The sequence below is a fragment of the Hydrogenophaga sp. 5NK40-0174 genome (genome assembly GCF_040372165.1).
Taxonomy (GTDB): domain Bacteria; phylum Pseudomonadota; class Gammaproteobacteria; order Burkholderiales; family Burkholderiaceae_C; genus Hydrogenophaga.
In genome coordinates this window covers 459,118-476,133 of record NZ_BAABWG010000003.1, presented here as the reverse complement: position 1 = coordinate 476,133, position 17,016 = coordinate 459,118, and the positions used below count along the sequence as shown (strand labels likewise).

16 protein-coding genes are annotated in these 17,016 nt (G+C 62.1%); 11 read left to right on the top strand and 5 right to left on the bottom strand.

Annotation, left to right across the window (positions count from 1 at the left end; genetic code table 11):
• Nucleotides 1-45 precede the first annotated feature (45 nt).
• The 3 genes from ABWV89_RS11785 to ABWV89_RS11775 all read left to right on the top strand — a co-directional run bounded on the left by ABWV89_RS11785 (nucleotide 46) and on the right by ABWV89_RS11775 (nucleotide 2,929).
• The gene (locus tag ABWV89_RS11785; RefSeq protein ID WP_353396891.1) at nucleotides 46-465 is read left to right on the top strand and encodes a rhodanese-like domain-containing protein; all 420 of its coding nucleotides are present in this window, start codon (nucleotides 46-48) and stop codon (nucleotides 463-465) included.
• On the top strand, nucleotides 429-2,396 hold the full coding sequence (gene recQ / locus ABWV89_RS11780; protein ID WP_502903199.1) for a DNA helicase RecQ: 1,968 nt from the start codon (nucleotides 429-431) through the stop codon (nucleotides 2,394-2,396). Before ABWV89_RS11785 ends, recQ begins: the two co-directional genes overlap by 37 nt.
• A gap of 191 nt (nucleotides 2,397-2,587) precedes the next feature.
• Nucleotides 2,588-2,929: a hypothetical protein gene (locus ABWV89_RS11775; protein WP_353396886.1), complete on the top strand. Its 342-nt coding sequence runs from the start codon at nucleotides 2,588-2,590 to the stop codon at nucleotides 2,927-2,929.
• Between the two features lie 58 nt (nucleotides 2,930-2,987).
• On the opposite strand, the gene ABWV89_RS11770 is transcribed toward ABWV89_RS11775, so the two are convergent.
• Both ABWV89_RS11770 and ABWV89_RS11765 read right to left on the bottom strand, forming a co-directional pair.
• A complete protein-coding gene (locus tag ABWV89_RS11770; RefSeq protein WP_353396884.1) occupies nucleotides 2,988-3,344 on the bottom strand; it encodes a DMT family protein in 357 nt (118 codons plus the stop codon).
• 147 nt (nucleotides 3,345-3,491) lie between these two features.
• Nucleotides 3,492-5,756, bottom strand: a complete 2,265-nt coding sequence (locus ABWV89_RS11765) for an ATP-binding protein (RefSeq protein WP_502903208.1) — start codon at nucleotides 5,754-5,756, stop codon at nucleotides 3,492-3,494.
• A gap of 669 nt (nucleotides 5,757-6,425) precedes the next feature.
• On the opposite strand from ABWV89_RS11765, the gene ABWV89_RS11760 reads away from it, so the two are divergent.
• From ABWV89_RS11760 to ABWV89_RS11745, 4 genes are all read left to right on the top strand, one after another.
• Nucleotides 6,426-7,883, top strand: coding sequence for a mechanosensitive ion channel (locus ABWV89_RS11760; RefSeq protein ID WP_353396878.1), 1,458 nt, complete (start codon nucleotides 6,426-6,428; stop codon nucleotides 7,881-7,883).
• Between the two features lie 220 nt (nucleotides 7,884-8,103).
• Complete coding sequence (locus ABWV89_RS11755; RefSeq protein ID WP_353396876.1) at nucleotides 8,104-8,250, top strand: hypothetical protein; 147 nt, start codon at nucleotides 8,104-8,106, stop codon at nucleotides 8,248-8,250.
• Between the two features lie 233 nt (nucleotides 8,251-8,483).
• Complete coding sequence (locus tag ABWV89_RS11750) at nucleotides 8,484-9,248, top strand: SDR family NAD(P)-dependent oxidoreductase (RefSeq protein WP_353396873.1); 765 nt, start codon at nucleotides 8,484-8,486, stop codon at nucleotides 9,246-9,248.
• A 127-nt stretch (nucleotides 9,249-9,375) separates the two neighbouring features.
• A complete protein-coding gene (locus ABWV89_RS11745) occupies nucleotides 9,376-10,074 on the top strand; it encodes a hypothetical protein (RefSeq protein ID WP_353396870.1) in 699 nt (232 codons plus the stop codon).
• A 40-nt stretch (nucleotides 10,075-10,114) separates the two neighbouring features.
• On the opposite strand, the gene ABWV89_RS11740 is transcribed toward ABWV89_RS11745, so the two are convergent.
• Nucleotides 10,115-10,702 carry an HD domain-containing protein gene (locus tag ABWV89_RS11740; RefSeq protein ID WP_353396867.1) on the bottom strand — a complete coding sequence of 196 codons (588 nt, stop codon included), beginning with the start codon at nucleotides 10,700-10,702 and terminating at the stop codon, nucleotides 10,115-10,117.
• A gap of 182 nt (nucleotides 10,703-10,884) precedes the next feature.
• Complete coding sequence (locus tag ABWV89_RS11735; protein WP_353396864.1) at nucleotides 10,885-11,295, bottom strand: hypothetical protein; 411 nt, start codon at nucleotides 11,293-11,295, stop codon at nucleotides 10,885-10,887.
• Nucleotides 11,296-11,824: 529 nt separating this feature from the next.
• Between ABWV89_RS11735 and ABWV89_RS11730 the strand changes: the two genes are divergently transcribed.
• A complete protein-coding gene (locus tag ABWV89_RS11730; RefSeq protein WP_353396862.1) occupies nucleotides 11,825-13,699 on the top strand; it encodes a phosphoenolpyruvate carboxykinase (GTP) in 1,875 nt (624 codons plus the stop codon).
• A gap of 158 nt (nucleotides 13,700-13,857) precedes the next feature.
• Here ABWV89_RS11730 and ABWV89_RS11725 read toward each other — a convergent pair whose 3' ends face one another.
• Complete coding sequence (locus tag ABWV89_RS11725) at nucleotides 13,858-14,412, bottom strand: hypothetical protein (protein ID WP_353396860.1); 555 nt, start codon at nucleotides 14,410-14,412, stop codon at nucleotides 13,858-13,860.
• A 103-nt stretch (nucleotides 14,413-14,515) separates the two neighbouring features.
• On the opposite strand from ABWV89_RS11725, the gene ABWV89_RS11720 reads away from it, so the two are divergent.
• The 3 genes from ABWV89_RS11720 (at nucleotide 14,516) to ABWV89_RS11710 (ending at nucleotide 17,005) form a co-directional block, all read left to right on the top strand.
• On the top strand, nucleotides 14,516-15,517 hold the full coding sequence (locus tag ABWV89_RS11720) for a LysR family transcriptional regulator (protein ID WP_353396857.1): 1,002 nt from the start codon (nucleotides 14,516-14,518) through the stop codon (nucleotides 15,515-15,517).
• Nucleotides 15,518-15,581: 64 nt separating this feature from the next.
• On the top strand, nucleotides 15,582-16,436 hold the full coding sequence (locus ABWV89_RS11715) for a metallophosphoesterase (protein ID WP_353396854.1): 855 nt from the start codon (nucleotides 15,582-15,584) through the stop codon (nucleotides 16,434-16,436).
• A 146-nt stretch (nucleotides 16,437-16,582) separates the two neighbouring features.
• Nucleotides 16,583-17,005, top strand: coding sequence for a universal stress protein (locus tag ABWV89_RS11710; protein ID WP_353396851.1), 423 nt, complete (start codon nucleotides 16,583-16,585; stop codon nucleotides 17,003-17,005).
• The last annotated feature ends 11 nt before the right edge of the window (nucleotides 17,006-17,016 follow it).

Below are 17,016 nucleotides of genomic sequence, written 5' to 3'. Positions count from 1 at the left end.
TTCTGTGATCACGCCCGCCTGGGTCATCGGCGACAATAGACCCCCATGAAGCACCTTTCACCCCAAGAAGCCTGGGCCTGGCTGCAGGCAGAAAACAGTGCCTGCGCGTCGCGGGGTGACGAGCCGCCGCTGTTCGTCGACGTTCGCATGGAGATCGAATCCCTCTATGTCGGCCGACCACCCGGGGTGGAGAACATCCCCTGGTACGAATACCCTGATCTCACCCCCAACGCCTCACGCTTCGCCGAACTGGTTGAACAGGAAGCCGGCAACAAGGCCCGTGCCATCTTGCTGATCTGCCGCAGTGGCAAGCGCACCCTGGACGCGGGCAAGGCACTGGAGACAGCCGGATTCACCAATGTCCAGCATGTGGTGCATGGCTTCGAAGGCGAGCTCAGCGACGACTTCAAACGCTCCACCGTCAACGGATGGCGCTTCGACGGTCTGCCCTGGGAACAGATGTGATCGACATATCCGCCGAGGGCGAGACGCTCGAAGCGTGCGCCGCCGTGCTCGAAGAGGTCTTCGGCTACGACACCTTTCGCGGCCAGCAGGCGCAAATCGTCACCCATGTGAGCGAGGGTGGCGACGCCCTGGTGCTCATGCCCACCGGCGGCGGCAAATCCCTGTGCTACCAGGTCCCGGCCATCGTGCGCCAGCGCGCCGGTCACGGCGTCACCATTGTGGTCTCCCCCCTTATCGCGCTCATGCACGACCAGGTCGGCGCCCTGCTCGAAGCCGGCGTCGATGCCGCTTTCCTCAACTCCAGCCTCGACCTGGAGCAGGCCCAGCAGATCGAGCGCCAGCTGCTGCGCGGCGAGATCACCCTGCTCTATGCAGCGCCGGAGCGCCTGATGACGCCGCGCTTCCTGGCCTTGCTCGACTCCCTGCACGAGCGCGGCCTGCTCAGCATGGTCGCCATCGACGAGGCGCACTGCGTGAGCCAGTGGGGCCACGACTTCCGACCCGAATACCGCGCTTTGGCACAACTGCACGAGCGCTACCCGGGCGTGCCACGCATCGCCCTCACGGCCACAGCTGACCGCCTGACCCGCCAGGATATGGTCGAACACCTGGCGCTGCAGAACGCGCAGTCCTTCGTCAGCAGCTTTGACCGGCCCAACATCCGCTACCGCATCGTCGAGAAGAAAGACAGCACCCAACACCTGCTGCGCTTCATCCGGGACGAACACACCAGCAGCGATGGCGTGCACGATGCCGGCATCGTCTACTGCCAGTCGCGCAAGCGGGTGGAAGACGTGGCGCGCCAGCTGTGCGAACACGGCTTTGATGCCATGCCCTATCACGCCGGCCTGCCCACCGATCAGCGCCAGCGTCACCAGGACCGGTTTCTTCGCGAAGAAGGCGTCATCATGGTGGCCACCATTGCCTTCGGCATGGGCATCGACAAACCCGATGTTCGCTTTGTCGCCCACCTGGACATGCCCAAAAACATCGAAGGCTACTACCAGGAGACGGGGCGCGCCGGGCGCGACGGCGAGGCCGCCAACGCCTGGATGGCCTACGGCTTGCAAGATGTGGTGAACCAACGCCGCATGATCGACGAAAGCCCGGCAGACGACAGCTTCAAACAAGTACTGCGCGGCAAGCTCGACGCACTGCTCGGCCTGGCCGAGGCCACCGATTGCCGGCGCGTGCGTCTGCTGGCCTACTTCGGCCAGGGTTTCGAACCCACTGCGGCGCAGCGATCTGAAGGCGCCACCGCCTACACCTGCGCCAATTGCGACAACTGCATCGCCCCGCCCGAGCTGGAAGACGCCACCGAATCGGCCCGCATGCTGCTCTCCTGCATCTACAGGATTCACCAGTCCTGCGGGCTCTCATTTGGCGCCGGCCACATCATCGACGTGTTGCGCGGCAAGCAAACGGACAAAGTGGCCCAGTACGGCCACGATGCACTCAGCACCTTCGGCATCGGAAACGCGCTGAGCGAATCCCAATGGCGAGCCCTGACACGCCAGCTCATCGCCCGGGAAGCCATTCGCGTGGACAGCGACCAATTCAACACCTTGGCCCTTGCCGACGGTGCGCGTCCCATCCTGCGCGGCGAGTGTGCAGTGCGACTGCGCAAGCCGGCGGCTGGCAGCGGAGGCAAGAGCAGTCGCCGCCGCAGCGCCGCCGATGTGCACACCGATGGACGGCCGATGACACTGGCCGAGCGGGAGTGCTTCGAGGCTCTTCGCGCCTGGCGCGCCGAAGTGGCCAAGGCCCACGGCCGACCCGCCTATGTCATCTTCCACGACAGCACCCTGCGGGAAATCGCTGAGCGACAGCCCACTCAGGCACAAGACCTTGAAGGCATCACGGGTATGGGAGAGAAAAAGCGACTGGAGTACGGCGAGGACGTTTTGGCTGTGGTGCGACGATTTGCGTAAAACGTTTTCATTTGTACAAAACGCATGAGTACCTTTGCGCGCAGGGCCTGAAAAACCTGTGACATATGTCAACCGGTGGTCGGAAATGTCACCCGCAAGTCATTGAATTCCCTCAATATTGACTCCCCGTCGCCGAAGCAAAGGAAGACGCAGGGGAATTCCCCCCGGCTCTCGACGGTTTGGAGTGCGATATGTTTTTCAAGTTGCCCTGGTTCAAGGACAAAGGCCCGCAATACCACGACACGCAAGTGCTCGAGATGGATTTCCTCGTGAGCGAGTTCGAGGAAGCCATGGACGACATCGAGGATCCGATGCGCAACCGCCTTCGCGCTGCCCTCGTGGTGTGCAATACGCCCAAAGACCTTTGGTTCCTGCGCAGCAAGATTTTCAGCCTGATCTCCAAGCACCACTGCGAATACGAGGCGCACCAGCGTGTTGCCAGGCTCGACCAGAAGATGCGCTTCTTCTGCGAGCATCACCCAGAATACGTCATCGACGACCTGCCATCCGGCCCCATGGCCCTTCTGCACTGACTGTCACGCACACCATCCGAAGCCACCCCAAGGGTGGCTTTTTTTCGCCCGGTGCTGGTCAGGCGCCGATCCACTTGCTGCGAAAAATGAAGTACACCGCTCCCAGAAGGCAAAGCCCGGCCCAGAGGTAGTCGAGCTTGAGAGGCTCCTTGAGGTACATCACCGAGAACGGCACGAACACCGTGAGCGTGATGACTTCCTGCGCAATCTTGAGTTGCGGCACCGACAGCACCTGATGACCGATCCGGTTGGCCGGCACTTGCAGCAAGTACTCGAACAGCGCAATCCCCCAGCTCACCAGTGCCGCCACCACCCATGGCTTGTGGCTCAGCTCCTTGAGGTGCGCATACCAGGCGAACGTCATGAAGACATTGCTCAGCGTCAGCAGGGCCAGAGAAATGACGACGGGACGCATGGGGCACCTTTGGCAGGAAAGAGCGCAAGACAGTGCAAGGCACAGACCGCTGCCTGGTCTCGCGCTGTGGAGAAAGTGCGGATTATGCGTCTGCTGCGTCGCTCTGGCACGGAGCGACCGCCAGACCGCAGGCCTGTGTGGCGTGCTTCAGACGAAGCCCATGCCTCGCTGTTCACGCACCTCTGGCTTGATGCGGTGCTCGGCTTCGAGCTGATCGAGAAAGTCCATCGGATCCAGCGACTCGGCAAGAATTTCGACCTGCCGTTTGACGGCGGCAAAGTCGCCCGGGCACAGCTGATCGAGCTTGCGCAGCCGGTTGCGCATCTCGTCTGTCAGCGCCTTGTCTTTTCCATCCAGCGCCTCCACCACAAACATGCGTTCGCGCTGTTCCCTGGTCAGCGGGTTGAACTCGATCTTGAAGGTAAAGCGACGCAAGGCCGCCTGATCGATGCTGCCCAGCAGGTTGGTCGTGCAGATGAAAATGCCGGCAAAGCGCTCCATGCCCTGCAGCATCTCATTGACTTCGGTGACTTCATAGTTGCGCTGCGCACCGCGGCGGTCCTGCAAAAAGCTGTCGGCTTCATCCAGCAACAGCACCGCCTTCTCGGCTTCGGCCTCGCGGAACATGGCCGCCATCTGCTGCTCCGTCTCGCCCACGAACTTGCTCACCAGATCGCTGGCGCGGCGAATCATGAGCGGGCGATCCAGCTGCTTGGCCATGTGTTCGGCCAGTGCTGTCTTGCCTGTGCCGGGCGCGCCGTGAAAACACAGCGTGCCGTGCCCGCGCGCCTTGAGCGCCTCGATGATGCGCGGCAGTTCATAGCGACTGCTCACGTTGAGCATGTCCAGGCTGTATTCGGTCACGCCTGGCCGCTCCGCGGCATCGGGGCGACGGCCGAGGGCCTGATCGGCGTGCTTGAGCTGGCGCTCGATCAAATCATCCAGCACCGGACCTCGCTTCTTGGCGCAATTCGACTTGCGTCGCGATTTCGCTGGCGGCGCACTGGCCAGCTGGGCGAATCGCACTGCGGTGCGAATCTGCGCAGGCGTCAGTCCTTTGCGGGCTGTGAGCCTGGCCACCAGCTCATCGGTCACGTTCACATCTTCAAGCGCCTTGCGCACCAGTTGCTCACGCGCACCGGGCGGCGGGCTCTTGAGCTCCAGATGGTAGGCAAACCGGCGGCGGAAGGCCGGGTCAATCTGCTCGATCCGGTTGGTCACCCAGATGGTAGGCACCGCGTTCGATTCCAGAATCTGGTTCACCCAGGCCTTGCCGCTGACGCTGCCACTGTGCGGCATGCTGACCTGCTCGGCCCGCGCCATGAGCTGTGCGGCTTCGCTGGAAATCGGCGGGAAGACGTCTTCTACTTCGTCGAACAGCAAAGCCGAATGCGCCGTGCCCTTGAGGAACACCTGGGCAATCTGCAGCGAACGATAGCGGTCGCGGCCCGAGAGCGCATTGCCGTCGCGATCGGCGTATTCCACTTCAAACAATTCCAGGCCTGCCGCCTGAGCGACCACGCGCGCCAGTTCCGTCTTGCCGGTCCCGGGCGGGCCGTACAGCAAGATGTTGACGCCAGGCTCCTTGCGGGCCACCGCTTCGCGCAGCAGTCCACACAGCAGTTGCACATCGTCGCCCACGAACTCGAAATCGTCCGTCGCCAGCTTGGAGCGGGCAGCCGGGCGGGTGAACACCGCCATCAGCTCGCTTTCGTTGCTGTACTCGCGCATGAGCACCGGTGGCAGCTTCTCGCTGACCTTCATCAGATCGGCCAGGTCGGTGATGTTGTGCTCGGAGATCAGGTTCTCCACCATGCCGATGCGCTCCAGGCGTGAGCCAGCACGCAGCGCCTCGCCCACTTCGCTGGCCTTCACACCGGCCACTTCGGCGATTGCCGCATAGGCCTCCGGAGCGTTGTTGACCTTGAACTCCACCAGAATGGAACGCAGATCGCGCTGGTAGCGGGCCAGGGTGCCGTACAGCAGCAGCGCGCGTTCGGCGCGGTTGAGCTGGAGCAGCCCTGCCAGCGCGTCGATGTTCTTCTCCACCAGCGTGGATTGCTTCTTGAGCGTCTGCGACAACCATTCACCGGTCACGGCCAGCACCGAGAGCAAGTCGCGCGGTGACTCCTTGGCGTACTCGTCCAGATAGAAGAACAGCGTGCCTTCTTCATACGGTCCACGCCAGACGCCGTAGCGTTCCATGAAAGCGGATACGCTGAGCTTTTCGTGGCCTTGCCACAGTTCGTTGTCCTTGAGGCGGCGTGAGAGGAACTCACGCAGGCGCGAGAGCACCGTGTGCGGCCACACGAGGTGACGGCCGGCCAATGCCAGCAAGGTGTTGAGGTCGCGGCGGATATTGAAGCGCGGCCCCTGGTGTGCAGCAAGGGTCAGCACAAAATGCGAGCACATCAGGTCCAGCACCGGCGCCTGACGCAAGCCGGGCGGGATGAAGACCTTGGCGTCCTTGGCATCGCGCGCATCGATGACCAGGCGGGCCGAAGCTCGCAAGCTGGTGGTATCGGACGATGTCAGACGTTTGCTCATACAGGAACCTCCTGCGGCGACCCTGAAAGTGGTTGAAGACTTGGCGGGGAAGACGCTATCGCTGGTACTGACTCATTCGTTCAAATCTGCCGCGATGCCTTTCCCTTGTCTTCTTGGGCGGACCATAACCCAGCTTGCCTGAACAGGGAAGCGCTTGATGGCGAGAACAAACACGAATTGAGGGGCTTTTTGCCACAGGGTGTGAACCAATCGACGATCGGCAGGTTCAGGCGGCAACTTGAGCGGTTTTCTCACCACAGAGTGGTTCGATGCGGTACATGCGCCCTAGAGTCCGGCCTCGGCGGTGTCATGCCGAAGCCGTGCTTCCAAATGGAAGTGAACACTTGCGAAGTAATCCGATTCACCCACCCGCAAGGTTGAACCGGACATCAGGAGTGGCCCCGATTGTCCCGCAAATGCGGCCGGTCGTGGCTCAGGCATTTCCAATCACATGGAAATGCTGCGGCTTCGGGTTGACGCCATAAGTACGCAATTGCATTATGAACAGATGACTCATCTAGTTTGGAGAGAGAAATGAGCAACAACGCACTTTGGAATTCACTGCAAAACAGCCTGGGGGGTGACTTCCCTGCGCTGTTGGGCGCATTAGGCATCCTCGTCATTGGATGGATCATCGCGGTGGTCGTCCGGGCCGGCGTGCGAAAGGGCCTGGGGGCCATCAGCCTCAACGAACAGTTCGAGAAGATCACCGGTACCAAGATCAACATCTCTGGTGCAGTGGCGCTGGCGGCCTTCTGGGCGATCCTGCTCTTCACGCTCATGGCGGTATTCAACCAGCTGAACCTGACCGTGGTCTCCGGTCCGTTCTCGGCCATGATGACGGAGATCATGGAATACGCTCCCAAGCTGGGCGCAGGCCTCATCCTGGCTGTGGTGGCCTGGGTGGTGGCCAGCATTGTCCGCTCGGTCTCCAAAAAGGCACTGGACAGCACCTCGCTGGACGAGAAGCTGGCCAAGGAAGCCGACATGAAGCCAGTGGGTCAGGGTCTGTCGAATGCTTTGTTCTGGCTGGTCATCCTGCTGTTCCTGCCCATCATCCTGGGTGCACTGGGCATGCATGGTTTGCTGACACCGCTGACCTCCATGCTCGACAAAGTGTTGAGCTTCCTGCCCAACATCCTGACAGCTGTTGTCATTGGCGGTGTGGGCTGGATCGTGGCCACGGTGCTGCGCAATGTGGTGACCAATCTGTCGGCCACCGCCGGTATCGACAAGCTCGGCGCCACGGCTGGTGCAGACCCCAAGGTCAAGTTCTCCAACATTGCCGGCCTGCTGGCCTTCATTGTGGTGTTCGTGCCCTCACTGATCTCTGCGCTGGATGCTCTGCAGATCGAAGCCATCTCGGGCCCTGCCACGAACATGCTGGACGAGTTCATGTCCGCGATTCCGGACATCTTCGGCGCCACCGCCATCGTGGTGGTGACCTGGTTCGTCGCCTCCTTCGTCAGCAAGCTGCTGGCCACCTTGCTGGCCTCCATCGGCTTTGACACCTTCCCCGAGCGCATCGGCATGGCCAAGCCATTCGAGAAGACGCCGGCCTCCACCGTGGTGGGTCGCGTGGTGTTCTTCTTTGCCATGCTGTTCGCCGCCGTCTCGGCCGCCAATGTGCTGGGCTTTGTCCAGGTCAGCGCCATCGTCTCCACCTTCATCCTCTTCGGTGGCGACATCCTGCTGGGTTCGGCCATCCTGATCATCGGCTTCTGGCTCTCCAACGTGGCCTACAACGCCATCAAGAGTGCTGGCAGCGAGGGCAGCAGCACGGCCGCCAACATCGCCCGCTACGCCATCCTGGCGCTGGTGCTGGCCATGGGCCTGCGTGCCATGGGCATTGCCGATGACATCGTCAATCTCGCCTTTGGCCTGACGCTGGGTGCGATCGCAGTCGCTGTTGCCCTGTCCTTCGGTCTGGGTGGACGCGAAGCCGCCGGCAAGCTGATGGACCACTGGCTGAGCAAGTTCATCAAGAAGTGATGAAGCTCGCCGTTCGGGCCAGGGCCTGAAGGCCCCTTGCCCCGTCCCCAAGGGCCTCTTCGGAGGCCCTTTTTCATGGCAATGCCTCTGGCGCCCCCGGCCGGGTTTGGCAGCAGGCCTCGTCTGCGCCTACAATTGACAAATCTCAAGGCCGAGCCCTCGCAGGGCTGGTCTTGCACTGCACAACATCTGACCCCAAGATTCCAACGGAGAACAAGCCATGTCCGCGCCCGCTCATGACAACCACGCCAGCGATCATCCTGAAGACGTGGTCGAAGCCATCACCCCCATGATGCCGGTCGTGCTGCCCATCGCCGGCGGCATCCTGATCTTCCTGCTGGCCTTCATCGCCGTGTTCATGGCCTGATGCCGCACCAGACGGGGACACACCCCGTTCGACTCAAAAGCCGACCTACGCGTCGGCTTTTTTGTTGCCGGTAGCGGCTCACCATCCTGTCTCTTTGGTGCCCGCGGTCTGCGCCACCGCTGTGTAAGCTCCTGATTTTTGCAATTTCAGACTTTTGTACTGCATTGCAGACCTTAGAAGCACTTCTTCAGCTTCTTCCTATTCTTCCATTCCGACACCAGCAGGAGACACCCATGGAACTGTTCGATCTGACCGGCAAGGTCGCCATCATCACCGGCTCGTCCCGCGGCATCGGCAAGGCCATTGCAGAGCGCCTGGCCGAGCATGGCGCCAAAGTCGTCATTTCTTCGCGCAAACAGGATGCCTGCGATGAAGTCGCCGATGCCCTCAACGCCAAACACGGCAAAGGCACCGCCATCGCGGTGGCCGCCAGCATCTCGCGCAAGGAAGATCTGGAGCAACTGGTGGCTGCCACCAACCAGGCATTTGGCCAGATCGACATCGTGGTCTGCAACGCGGCGTCCAACCCGTACTACGGCCCCTTGGGCGGCATCAGCGACGACCAATTCCGCAAGATCCTTGACAACAACATCATCAGCAACCACTGGTTGATCAACATGTGTGTGCCGCAGATGATCGAGCGCAAGGAAGGCTCCGTCATCATCGTCAGTTCCATCGGCGGCCTGCGAGGCAACACCACCATCGGCGCCTACAACATCTCCAAGGCGGCGGATTTCCAGCTCGCTCGCAACCTCGCCCATGAGTACGGCCCTCACGGCGTGCGAGTGAACTGCATTGCCCCGGGTCTGATCAAGACCGACTTCGCCAAAGCCCTGTGGGACGACCCCAAGACCCTGGAGAAGGCCACCGCTGGCGTGCCGTTGCGACGCATTGGCGATCCCGACGAGATCGCTGGCGCGGCGGTTTACCTCGCTGCCCCTGCTTCCCGATTCATGACCGGGCAAGCCATGGTCTGCGACGGCGGCGCCACGATCTGAAGCATTGCATCACGCTTTGTCGCGTCTGGACATCGGGGGATGTTTGGGCGCGCGCCCAGAGTTTGGCAAACTTGCACCATCGGGCCAACGGGATGGCCCCTCTGGCATGCAAGGGAGAACCAGCCAAATGAACCAACGATCGAACGATCGTCATCCGTGGAGCGCCAGTTGCCTGGGGCTGATCATCGCAGCCACCCTGGCCGGGTGCGCCACCGAGATGCCAAGGCAGATTGCGGCACCTGTTTCGCCCCGCCCCGTGCAGACAGACACTGTAGAGCCTCTGCCCACCGGCGAGCCAGCAGCTACAGATTCCACCAGCGAAGCGAAGGTCGAAGCCACGCCGGACAGCCAGCCACCGGGCGTCGAGCTTCCGGGTACAGACCTGCAGCCGCCGGCCACTGACCCTGCTGCCAGCATCCGGCTGATCATCTTCAATGCATCGCGTTACCGCATGGGTGTCGTGCGTTTCGCCGATGCCGCCGAATGCAAGGGAATCGTCAGCACCGACGGCGTGCCGGCCGGTGACGTGCTGGAATGGGCCTTGCCCGCCGGGCAGCCATTCTCCTTCGGTGGTCGTTTCATGAGTGCGGGCCCGCGCCAGGGACGCTGCCTGTCGTACGCCACCTTCACGCCCGAGCCCAACCGCATTTACCAGGCGTTCTGGCGCGCCAGCGAAGAAGATGGCCGCTGCGCCATCACGCTGGTCGACAAGACCATCATGGATGAAACCGGGGTGATGCGCGATGCCCTGGTGCCGTACGAAATCCGCACGCCTGCGTTTCCAGACACCCGCCAGGGCGCGTTCTGCGCGCCTTCCGGGGGCTGAGCGACCGGCACCAGCGCCTGGCGCACGCCCAAGACGCGGCTCAGGCGTTCTCCACGGCCTTCTTGTAAACCGACTGCCTGGGCGCTGCCATCACTCGGCGCAAGATGGGTTCGAACTCGGTCATGGGCAAGGTCTCTGCCTTGGGGTCGAACGCCCGGTTGTCGTACAGATCCACAAACTCCAGGGTCCGGTCATAGTGCTCGTGCCCCTGGAACTGGTCGCGCATGTTCCGGTCCAGTCCGATGTGGTGGAAGAAGTTGTAGCCCTGGAAGATGCCGTGGTGTTGCACCATCCACAGGTTGGCTTCGCTCACAAACGGTTTGAGAATCGCTGCCGCGATGTCGGGGTGGTTGTAGCTGCCCAGCGTGTCGCCGATGTCATGCAGCAACGCACACACCACGTATTCGTCGTCCCGCCCGTCCTTGAGGGCCAGCGTTGCGCTTTGCAGTGAATGGGTGTAGCGGTCAACCGGGAAGCCGCCAAAGTCGCCGTCGAGCAGCTGGAGGTGATCGATCACCCGATCGGGCAGCGCCTTGGCCATCTTGATGGCATCGCCCATGATGCCTTGCCAGTCCTCACGGGTACTGTCTTCCATGCGTGTGAAGGTGGCGCGTACGGTGCTGCTCATGGCGAATGTCTCCTCTCGTGCTGAAGCCCCATTCTGGGCGGTGCTGCGCGAGGCTGCCAATGGGGCAAGCACGCAAACCTGTCCAGGGGGCGACACCATGGCGCAGACATGAAAAAACCCCGGGGCCGCGGCGAGCGGCTACCGGGGTTGGTCTCAGGCGACGGATCGCCCGATGGTGGTGATCAGGCCGCGCCGCCCAGGGCCATGGCGCCCAGGCCGAAGATGGCGCCAAACACCAGCGACAGCACAAAGAGCACGATGAAGGCCAGCACCCAGGAGAGCAGCGCAATCAGCACGCCTTTGCCCAGGGACGTCACCAGCATCTTGGAGAAGATGAAGCCCGTGACGAACAGCATGATGGGCAACAACAGCAGGGACAAGAGCCCTGGCAGGATGAAGGCACCCACGATGGACATCACGAAGTTGATGATGGCTGAGACCAGCACCGCCAGGAAGCAGGCGCCAAAGGTCCGCTTGTCGGCACCAATCCATTTGGCCGAGAAAAATACGAAAACTGCCTGAATGGCGATACCTATCGCCATCACGATCAGCCCGCCAACCAAGCCGATGCCACCCAATGCCATTGCTTCCAAAACGCTCTCCTTGTGAGTTTGAACAGATCAGCAAGCTGCGCAGGCTTGCCGGACAAGCACCAGGTACTCCCGCGTACAGACAACGCCACGACAGGCCCTGTGCATGCTTTGGTACGCATGTTACAGGTTCTGCGGCCCACGGAGTACACCAATATCTCAGCAACTGCCCCTAACGCGGCACAAATGGCACACAAATGGCGATCAGCGCCGAAATCGCCATACCTTGAACGTGTCTGCAGTCATACCGGGGTCAGCATCACGTTATGCAAGTTTTGCATGTACCCGGTGTGTAACTCGGGTTGACCCTTACCTAAAATTTCCCTTTTGGCCGGCACGCGGACCGAAAACCGGGTTCATCCACCCCTTTTTCGTCCATTTTTGCCCCGCTACACGCGACGCAATCCTCCCCGGGCGCTGGCCAGACCCAACTCTCTCGAATCAACGGCGTCGACGCCTCGCAACCGGTCCATCGGGTCGGCTGGAGATAGCTGATGCCTGGCGTTTTTCAAAACTACCTGGAGCGACTTCCATGAACTCACCCGTGATGCAGGGCCTGGACCTGAACACTCCCTCTTACGTCAAACACGCCAAGCTGGTGGCCTGGGTCGCCGACATGGCCGCCCTGTGCAAGCCCGACAACGTGGTCTGGTGCGATGGCAGCCAGGAAGAATACGACCGCCTGTGCCAGGAACTGGTCGACGCCGGCACTTTCATGAAGCTCAACGAAGCCAAGCGCCCCGGCAGCTTCCTGGCCCGCACCGACCCGTCGGACGTGGCCCGAGTGGAAGATCGCACCTACATCTGCTCAGAGAAAGAAGAAGACGCCGGCCCCACCAACAACTGGATGGCCCCGGCCGAGATGCGCAAGACCCTGCAACCGCTGTTTGACGGTTGCATGAAGGGCCGCACCATGTACGTGATTCCCTTCTCCATGGGTCCCCTGGGTTCGCACATCTCCCACATCGGCATCGAGCTGAGCGACTCCGCCTACGTGGTGGTGAACCAGAAGCTGATGACCCGCATGGGCAAGGCCGTGTACGACGTGCTGGGCACCGACGGCGATTTCGTTCCCTGCATGCACACCGTGGGCGCGCCGCTGGCCGAAGGTCAGAAGGACGAGACCACCTGGCCTTGCAATCCCGAGACCAAGTACATCGTTCACTACCCCGAGACCCGCGAAATCTGGTCTTACGGTTCCGGCTACGGCGGCAACGCGCTGCTGGGCAAGAAATGCTTCGCACTGCGCATCGCGTCCACCATGGGGCGCGATCAGGGCTGGCTGGCCGAGCACATGCTCATCCTGGGCGTGACCAACCCCGAAGGCAAGAAGTACCACGTGGCCGCTGCCTTCCCAAGTGCCTGCGGCAAGACCAACTTCTCCATGCTGGTGCCACCAGCTGGCTTCGAAGGCTGGAAAGTCACCACCATCGGTGACGACATCGCCTGGGTCAAGCCACACGAGGACGGCAAGCTCTACGCCATCAACCCGGAAGCCGGCTACTTCGGTGTGGCCCCCGGCACCAACTACCACTCCAACCCCAACTGCATGGCCAGCCTGAACAAGGGCGTCATCTTCACCAACGTCGCGCTGACCGACGACGGTGACGTCTGGTGGGAAGGCATGGAGCAGGACAACAACGGTGTCAAACCTGATCACCTGATCGACTGGCGCGGCAACGACTGGACGCCGGCCATCGCCAAGGAAAAGGGCACCAAGGCCGCTCATCCGAACGCCCGCTTCACCGTCGGCGCCACCAACAACCCCGCCCTGGACGCCCAGTGGGACGACGCCGCTGGCGTGGCCATCGATGCCTTCATCTTTGGCGGCCGCCGCTCCACCACCGTGCCTCTGGTGACCCAGGCCCGCGACTGGACCGAAGGCGTGTACATGGCTGCCACCATGGGTTCCGAGACCACCGCTGCTGCCTTCGGCGCGCAAGGCGTGGTTCGCCGTGACCCGTTCGCCATGCTGCCCTTCTGCGGCTATAACATGGCCGACTACTTCCAGCACTGGCTGGACATGGAAGGCAAGCTCGAGGCCAAGGGCCACACCCTGCCCCCGATCTTCTGCGTCAACTGGTTCCGCAAGAACGCCGAAGGCAAGTTCGTCTGGCCTGGTTTTGGCGACAACATGCGCGTGCTCAAGTGGATGATCGACCGCCTCGAAGGCAAGGCCGAAGGCGAGCAGACCATGTTCGGTGTGGCACCGACCTACGGCGAGATCAACTGGACCGGCCTGGACTTCAACGCCGAGCAGTTCGCCACCGTGACCAATATCGACAAGGCTGCCTGGGAGCAAGAGCTCAAATCGCACGGCGAGCACTTCGACAAACTCAAGGACAAGCTGCCCAAACAACTCGAGGAGACCAAGGCCAAGCTGGAAGAGCGCGTCGCCGCTCTGTGATTCCACGGGAATCACCCCCAGCCCAAGGCCTGTGAGAGAAACCCTGCCTGTGACCCAGGCAGGGCATCAAAAAAGCCACCGTGATCCGGTGGCTTTTTTTGTCCGCGACCTGCCCAAGCAGGTAGCGGACTGGTTTTGGTTTTGGCGTTGGTGTTGGCTTACACGTAGTAGAGGTGCATGTGACGGGTGCGCGAGACAGCCAGCTGGTTCAGGTAGCGCTCCCAGCGGTCTCCCTTGGAGGCGGCAGCCACGGGGCCCAGCACATCGGCACTCAAAGGCGCGAGCGCTGCACTGTAGTCTTCCGGCTCGTCGCTCTGGCGTGCCTTGGCGGCCAGCAGGTCGTTCATCAGGGACGGGTCACGCTTGGCCAGATCCCACAGACGGGCTTCGGCGCGAGACTCGGCCACTTTTTGCGACCAGCCATCCAGACCCTTGAGCGTGCGAGTCGCCACGCGGCGAGCGGTACCGGCAAAAAGGGCGGTGCCGGCAAACACCACGGCCCAGAGCATGACCCAGGCCAGCAACAGATGGCCGTCGGCCCAGGTATCGATCAGGCGGTCTGCTACGACGACAAGAGCAGCGACCACCGCAGCGAGCAGCAGTGTGGCCAGGCCACGGGCCTCGGTGGAGGCGGTCTTGGGGGTGTAGACGCCGCGCTCGGTAGCGGCGGCAGGCAATGGTTTGGCAGCAGCGACAGGTGCGTAGGTGCTCATGGCAGGCTCCTTGAAAAAAAGGAAATGTCTTGTGGACTGGACTCAATCCTAGGGTTTTCACTCATGTCATGCCACTTTATTGTTGTGATGCCTTATATTCATCATGGAAATGATTGATCGCTTCAACCATGTGAATTTTCGGCACCTCGACCTCAACCTCCTGCGGGTGTTCGACGAGGTCATGGCTGAGCGCAACCTCACGAAAGCCGCAAAAAACCTCGCCATGACGCAGCCGGCAGTGAGCAATGCCCTGCGCCGCCTGCGAGAGTCGCTGGGGGACGAACTGGTCCGCCGATCGGGTTACGGGGTCGAACCCACCCCCATGGCAGAAGCGTTGTGGCCGACTGTGCGTGTTGCACTGCAACAACTGCGCGACTCCCTCGCACCCGATCATTTTGATCCGGCCACCGCGCGTCAGTCCTTCGTGATGGCCATGGCCGACGCCACCGCTGCCCGCATCATTCCCGCCCTCGAGCGCATTCTGGAGAAGGAAGCCCGCCACGTGAGCGTGCGTGTCCTGCCTCTGACCACCCGCGACCCCCGGGAGCTGCTGGACTCGGGCGCCATGGACCTGGCCATTGGCCACTTTCCCGGCGTCCTGGCTGAGCTGACCTCGTCACACCTTCAGCAAGACACGCCCAGGTACGAGCACCAGCGCCTCTACGACGGCGAGTACGTGGTCGTCATGCGCAAAGGTCACCCTCTGTCGGGCCACACGCTGGACCTAGATGCGTACTGCTCCGCGCGCCATCTGCTGGTGAGCTTCTCAGGCCGGCCGTTTGGTTTTGTCGACGAGGCTCTGGCCGCCGTCTCACGTCAGCGACGTGTGGTCCTCACCGTCAACCAGTTTTTCACTGCCGGCCGAGTGGTCGCCAACACCGACTTGCTCACCGTGCTGCCGCGCCACTTCGTGGGGGCCACCGGCATGGAGCATGCACTGCATCTGACCGACCTGCCGCTGAGCGTCCCCGCCGTCCATGTCGACGCCCTGTGGCGCTACCAGGTCTCTCACGACGCTGCGCACCGCTGGATGCGCGCCGCCGTGATCCGTGCGCACTCGCAGACGCTGCCCGTGGACACTGTGCTCAACCCCGGCTTGGACTAAGAGCTGTTCACTCCTCTTTCGCACTGGGAGAACGAGTGTGAACCGGCCCTAATAAACTCGACGCATGAAGCTTCAATTGCTCAGCGATCTCCACCTGGAGGCCAACCCGGATTTCCGGGCCGAACCCGCCCCCGACGCCGATGCGCTCATCCTTGCAGGTGACATTGGGTCTTACCAGGTGCGCCGTGACGGCTCCATCATGGACGAACCCGACTGGGGGTTGCAGCGATTCTCTCCCCTGCCCCAGTTCGCCGCCTGGCCCGTCCCGGTGTTCTTCGTCCCGGGCAACCACGAGTACGATGCGCTGGACATCGACGTCACCCACGCGCAACTGCGCCATGCCTGCGACCGCCTCGGCATTGGCTGGCTGGAGAAGGAGTCCGTCGTCTTCAATGATGTGCGGCTGATCGGGTCCACGCTTTGGTCCGACTACGATGCCATCGCGCTTCACCAGCACGCTCAAGGCACAGAGACGCAACGCCTCAAGCAGCGCGAGAAGGCATTTCGGGCGGCCAATTTCTACCTGGAGAAGATGGCCGGCGAGCGCCACGGCAAGCTCTTCGATGCTGAGGCCATGCGAGAGCTTGGACTGCAAAGCCAGCATTGGCTGGAGCAGGCGCTCGACGAGGCTGCCGATGCGCAGGACGGTCGCCCGGTGGTGGTGGTCACCCATTTCGCCCCCACGCTCGACAGCGCCGATCCGCGCTATGGCCTCACGCCTGGCACCGCAGGTTTCTGTAACGCGCTTCCCCATTTGCTGCCCAAGGCCGACCTGTGGCTGCACGGACACCTGCATTGTCCGACCGATGTACAGATCGGCCGCTGCCGGATCGTCGCCAACCCACTGGGCTATGCCGACAAAGGCGAGCAGGCGACGTTCGACCCCTTGTTCACCGTCGATTGCAACGTGCGCACCTGAGGGCGTTTGCCCCGGCATTCCCCAGCAAAAGAAGCAGGTACTGGGATCGGCGAGCGCGGCAGAAAGGCATACACTCTTTGCATGGGTGCTCACTTTCATTGCGAGCGCCCACCCTTCCCTAGAACATCGCCTGGAGATACCAAACCATGAAGATTCTGCTTCCCGTTGACGGCAGTGCCTACACCAAGAAGATGCTGGCCTACCTGACCACACATGAAGAGGTCTTCTCCCCCGACAACGACTTCACCTTGCTCAACGTGCAGTCCGCGCTGCCGCCGCGGGCGCGCGCTGCCGTGGGTGCTGAAGCGGCAAAGAAGTACTATGCCGACGAGGCAGACAAGGTCACGCGCCCGGTGGTCAAGTTTCTCGCACGCCACGGGATCGAGCCCAAGGTCACCCAGAAGGTCGGTTCGGCCGGCGAGATGATTGCCCGGGTGGCCAGTGCAGGCAAGTTCGATCTGGTCATGATGGGCTCGCACGGCCACAGCTCGCTGGGCAACCTGGTGATGGGTTCGGTGGCTGTCCAGGTACTGGCTCACTGCAAGGTGCCCGTGCTGCTGGTTCGCTGAAGCATTCGTTC

What these genes read in the sequence shown, in the direction of transcription:
- ABWV89_RS11785 (WP_353396891.1), top strand. Translation starts at nt 46, where the DNA reads ATGAAGCACCTTTCACCCCAAGAAGCCTGGGCCTGGCTGCAGGCAGAA.
- recQ (WP_502903199.1), top strand. Translation starts at nt 429, where the DNA reads ATGGCGCTTCGACGGTCTGCCCTGGGAACAGATGTGATCGACATATCC.
- ABWV89_RS11775 (WP_353396886.1), top strand. Translation starts at nt 2,588, where the DNA reads ATGTTTTTCAAGTTGCCCTGGTTCAAGGACAAAGGCCCGCAATACCAC.
- ABWV89_RS11770 (WP_353396884.1), bottom strand. Translation starts at nt 3,344, where the DNA reads ATGCGTCCCGTCGTCATTTCTCTGGCCCTGCTGACGCTGAGCAATGTC.
- ABWV89_RS11765 (WP_502903208.1), bottom strand. Translation starts at nt 5,756, where the DNA reads ATGTGCTCGCATTTTGTGCTGACCCTTGCTGCACACCAGGGGCCGCGC.
- ABWV89_RS11760 (WP_353396878.1), top strand. Translation starts at nt 6,426, where the DNA reads ATGAGCAACAACGCACTTTGGAATTCACTGCAAAACAGCCTGGGGGGT.
- ABWV89_RS11755 (WP_353396876.1), top strand. Translation starts at nt 8,104, where the DNA reads ATGTCCGCGCCCGCTCATGACAACCACGCCAGCGATCATCCTGAAGAC.
- ABWV89_RS11750 (WP_353396873.1), top strand. Translation starts at nt 8,484, where the DNA reads ATGGAACTGTTCGATCTGACCGGCAAGGTCGCCATCATCACCGGCTCG.
- ABWV89_RS11745 (WP_353396870.1), top strand. Translation starts at nt 9,376, where the DNA reads ATGAACCAACGATCGAACGATCGTCATCCGTGGAGCGCCAGTTGCCTG.
- ABWV89_RS11740 (WP_353396867.1), bottom strand. Translation starts at nt 10,702, where the DNA reads ATGAGCAGCACCGTACGCGCCACCTTCACACGCATGGAAGACAGTACC.
- ABWV89_RS11730 (WP_353396862.1), top strand. Translation starts at nt 11,825, where the DNA reads ATGAACTCACCCGTGATGCAGGGCCTGGACCTGAACACTCCCTCTTAC.
- ABWV89_RS11725 (WP_353396860.1), bottom strand. Translation starts at nt 14,412, where the DNA reads ATGAGCACCTACGCACCTGTCGCTGCTGCCAAACCATTGCCTGCCGCC.
- ABWV89_RS11720 (WP_353396857.1), top strand. Translation starts at nt 14,516, where the DNA reads ATGGAAATGATTGATCGCTTCAACCATGTGAATTTTCGGCACCTCGAC.
- ABWV89_RS11715 (WP_353396854.1), top strand. Translation starts at nt 15,582, where the DNA reads ATGAAGCTTCAATTGCTCAGCGATCTCCACCTGGAGGCCAACCCGGAT.
- ABWV89_RS11710 (WP_353396851.1), top strand. Translation starts at nt 16,583, where the DNA reads ATGAAGATTCTGCTTCCCGTTGACGGCAGTGCCTACACCAAGAAGATG.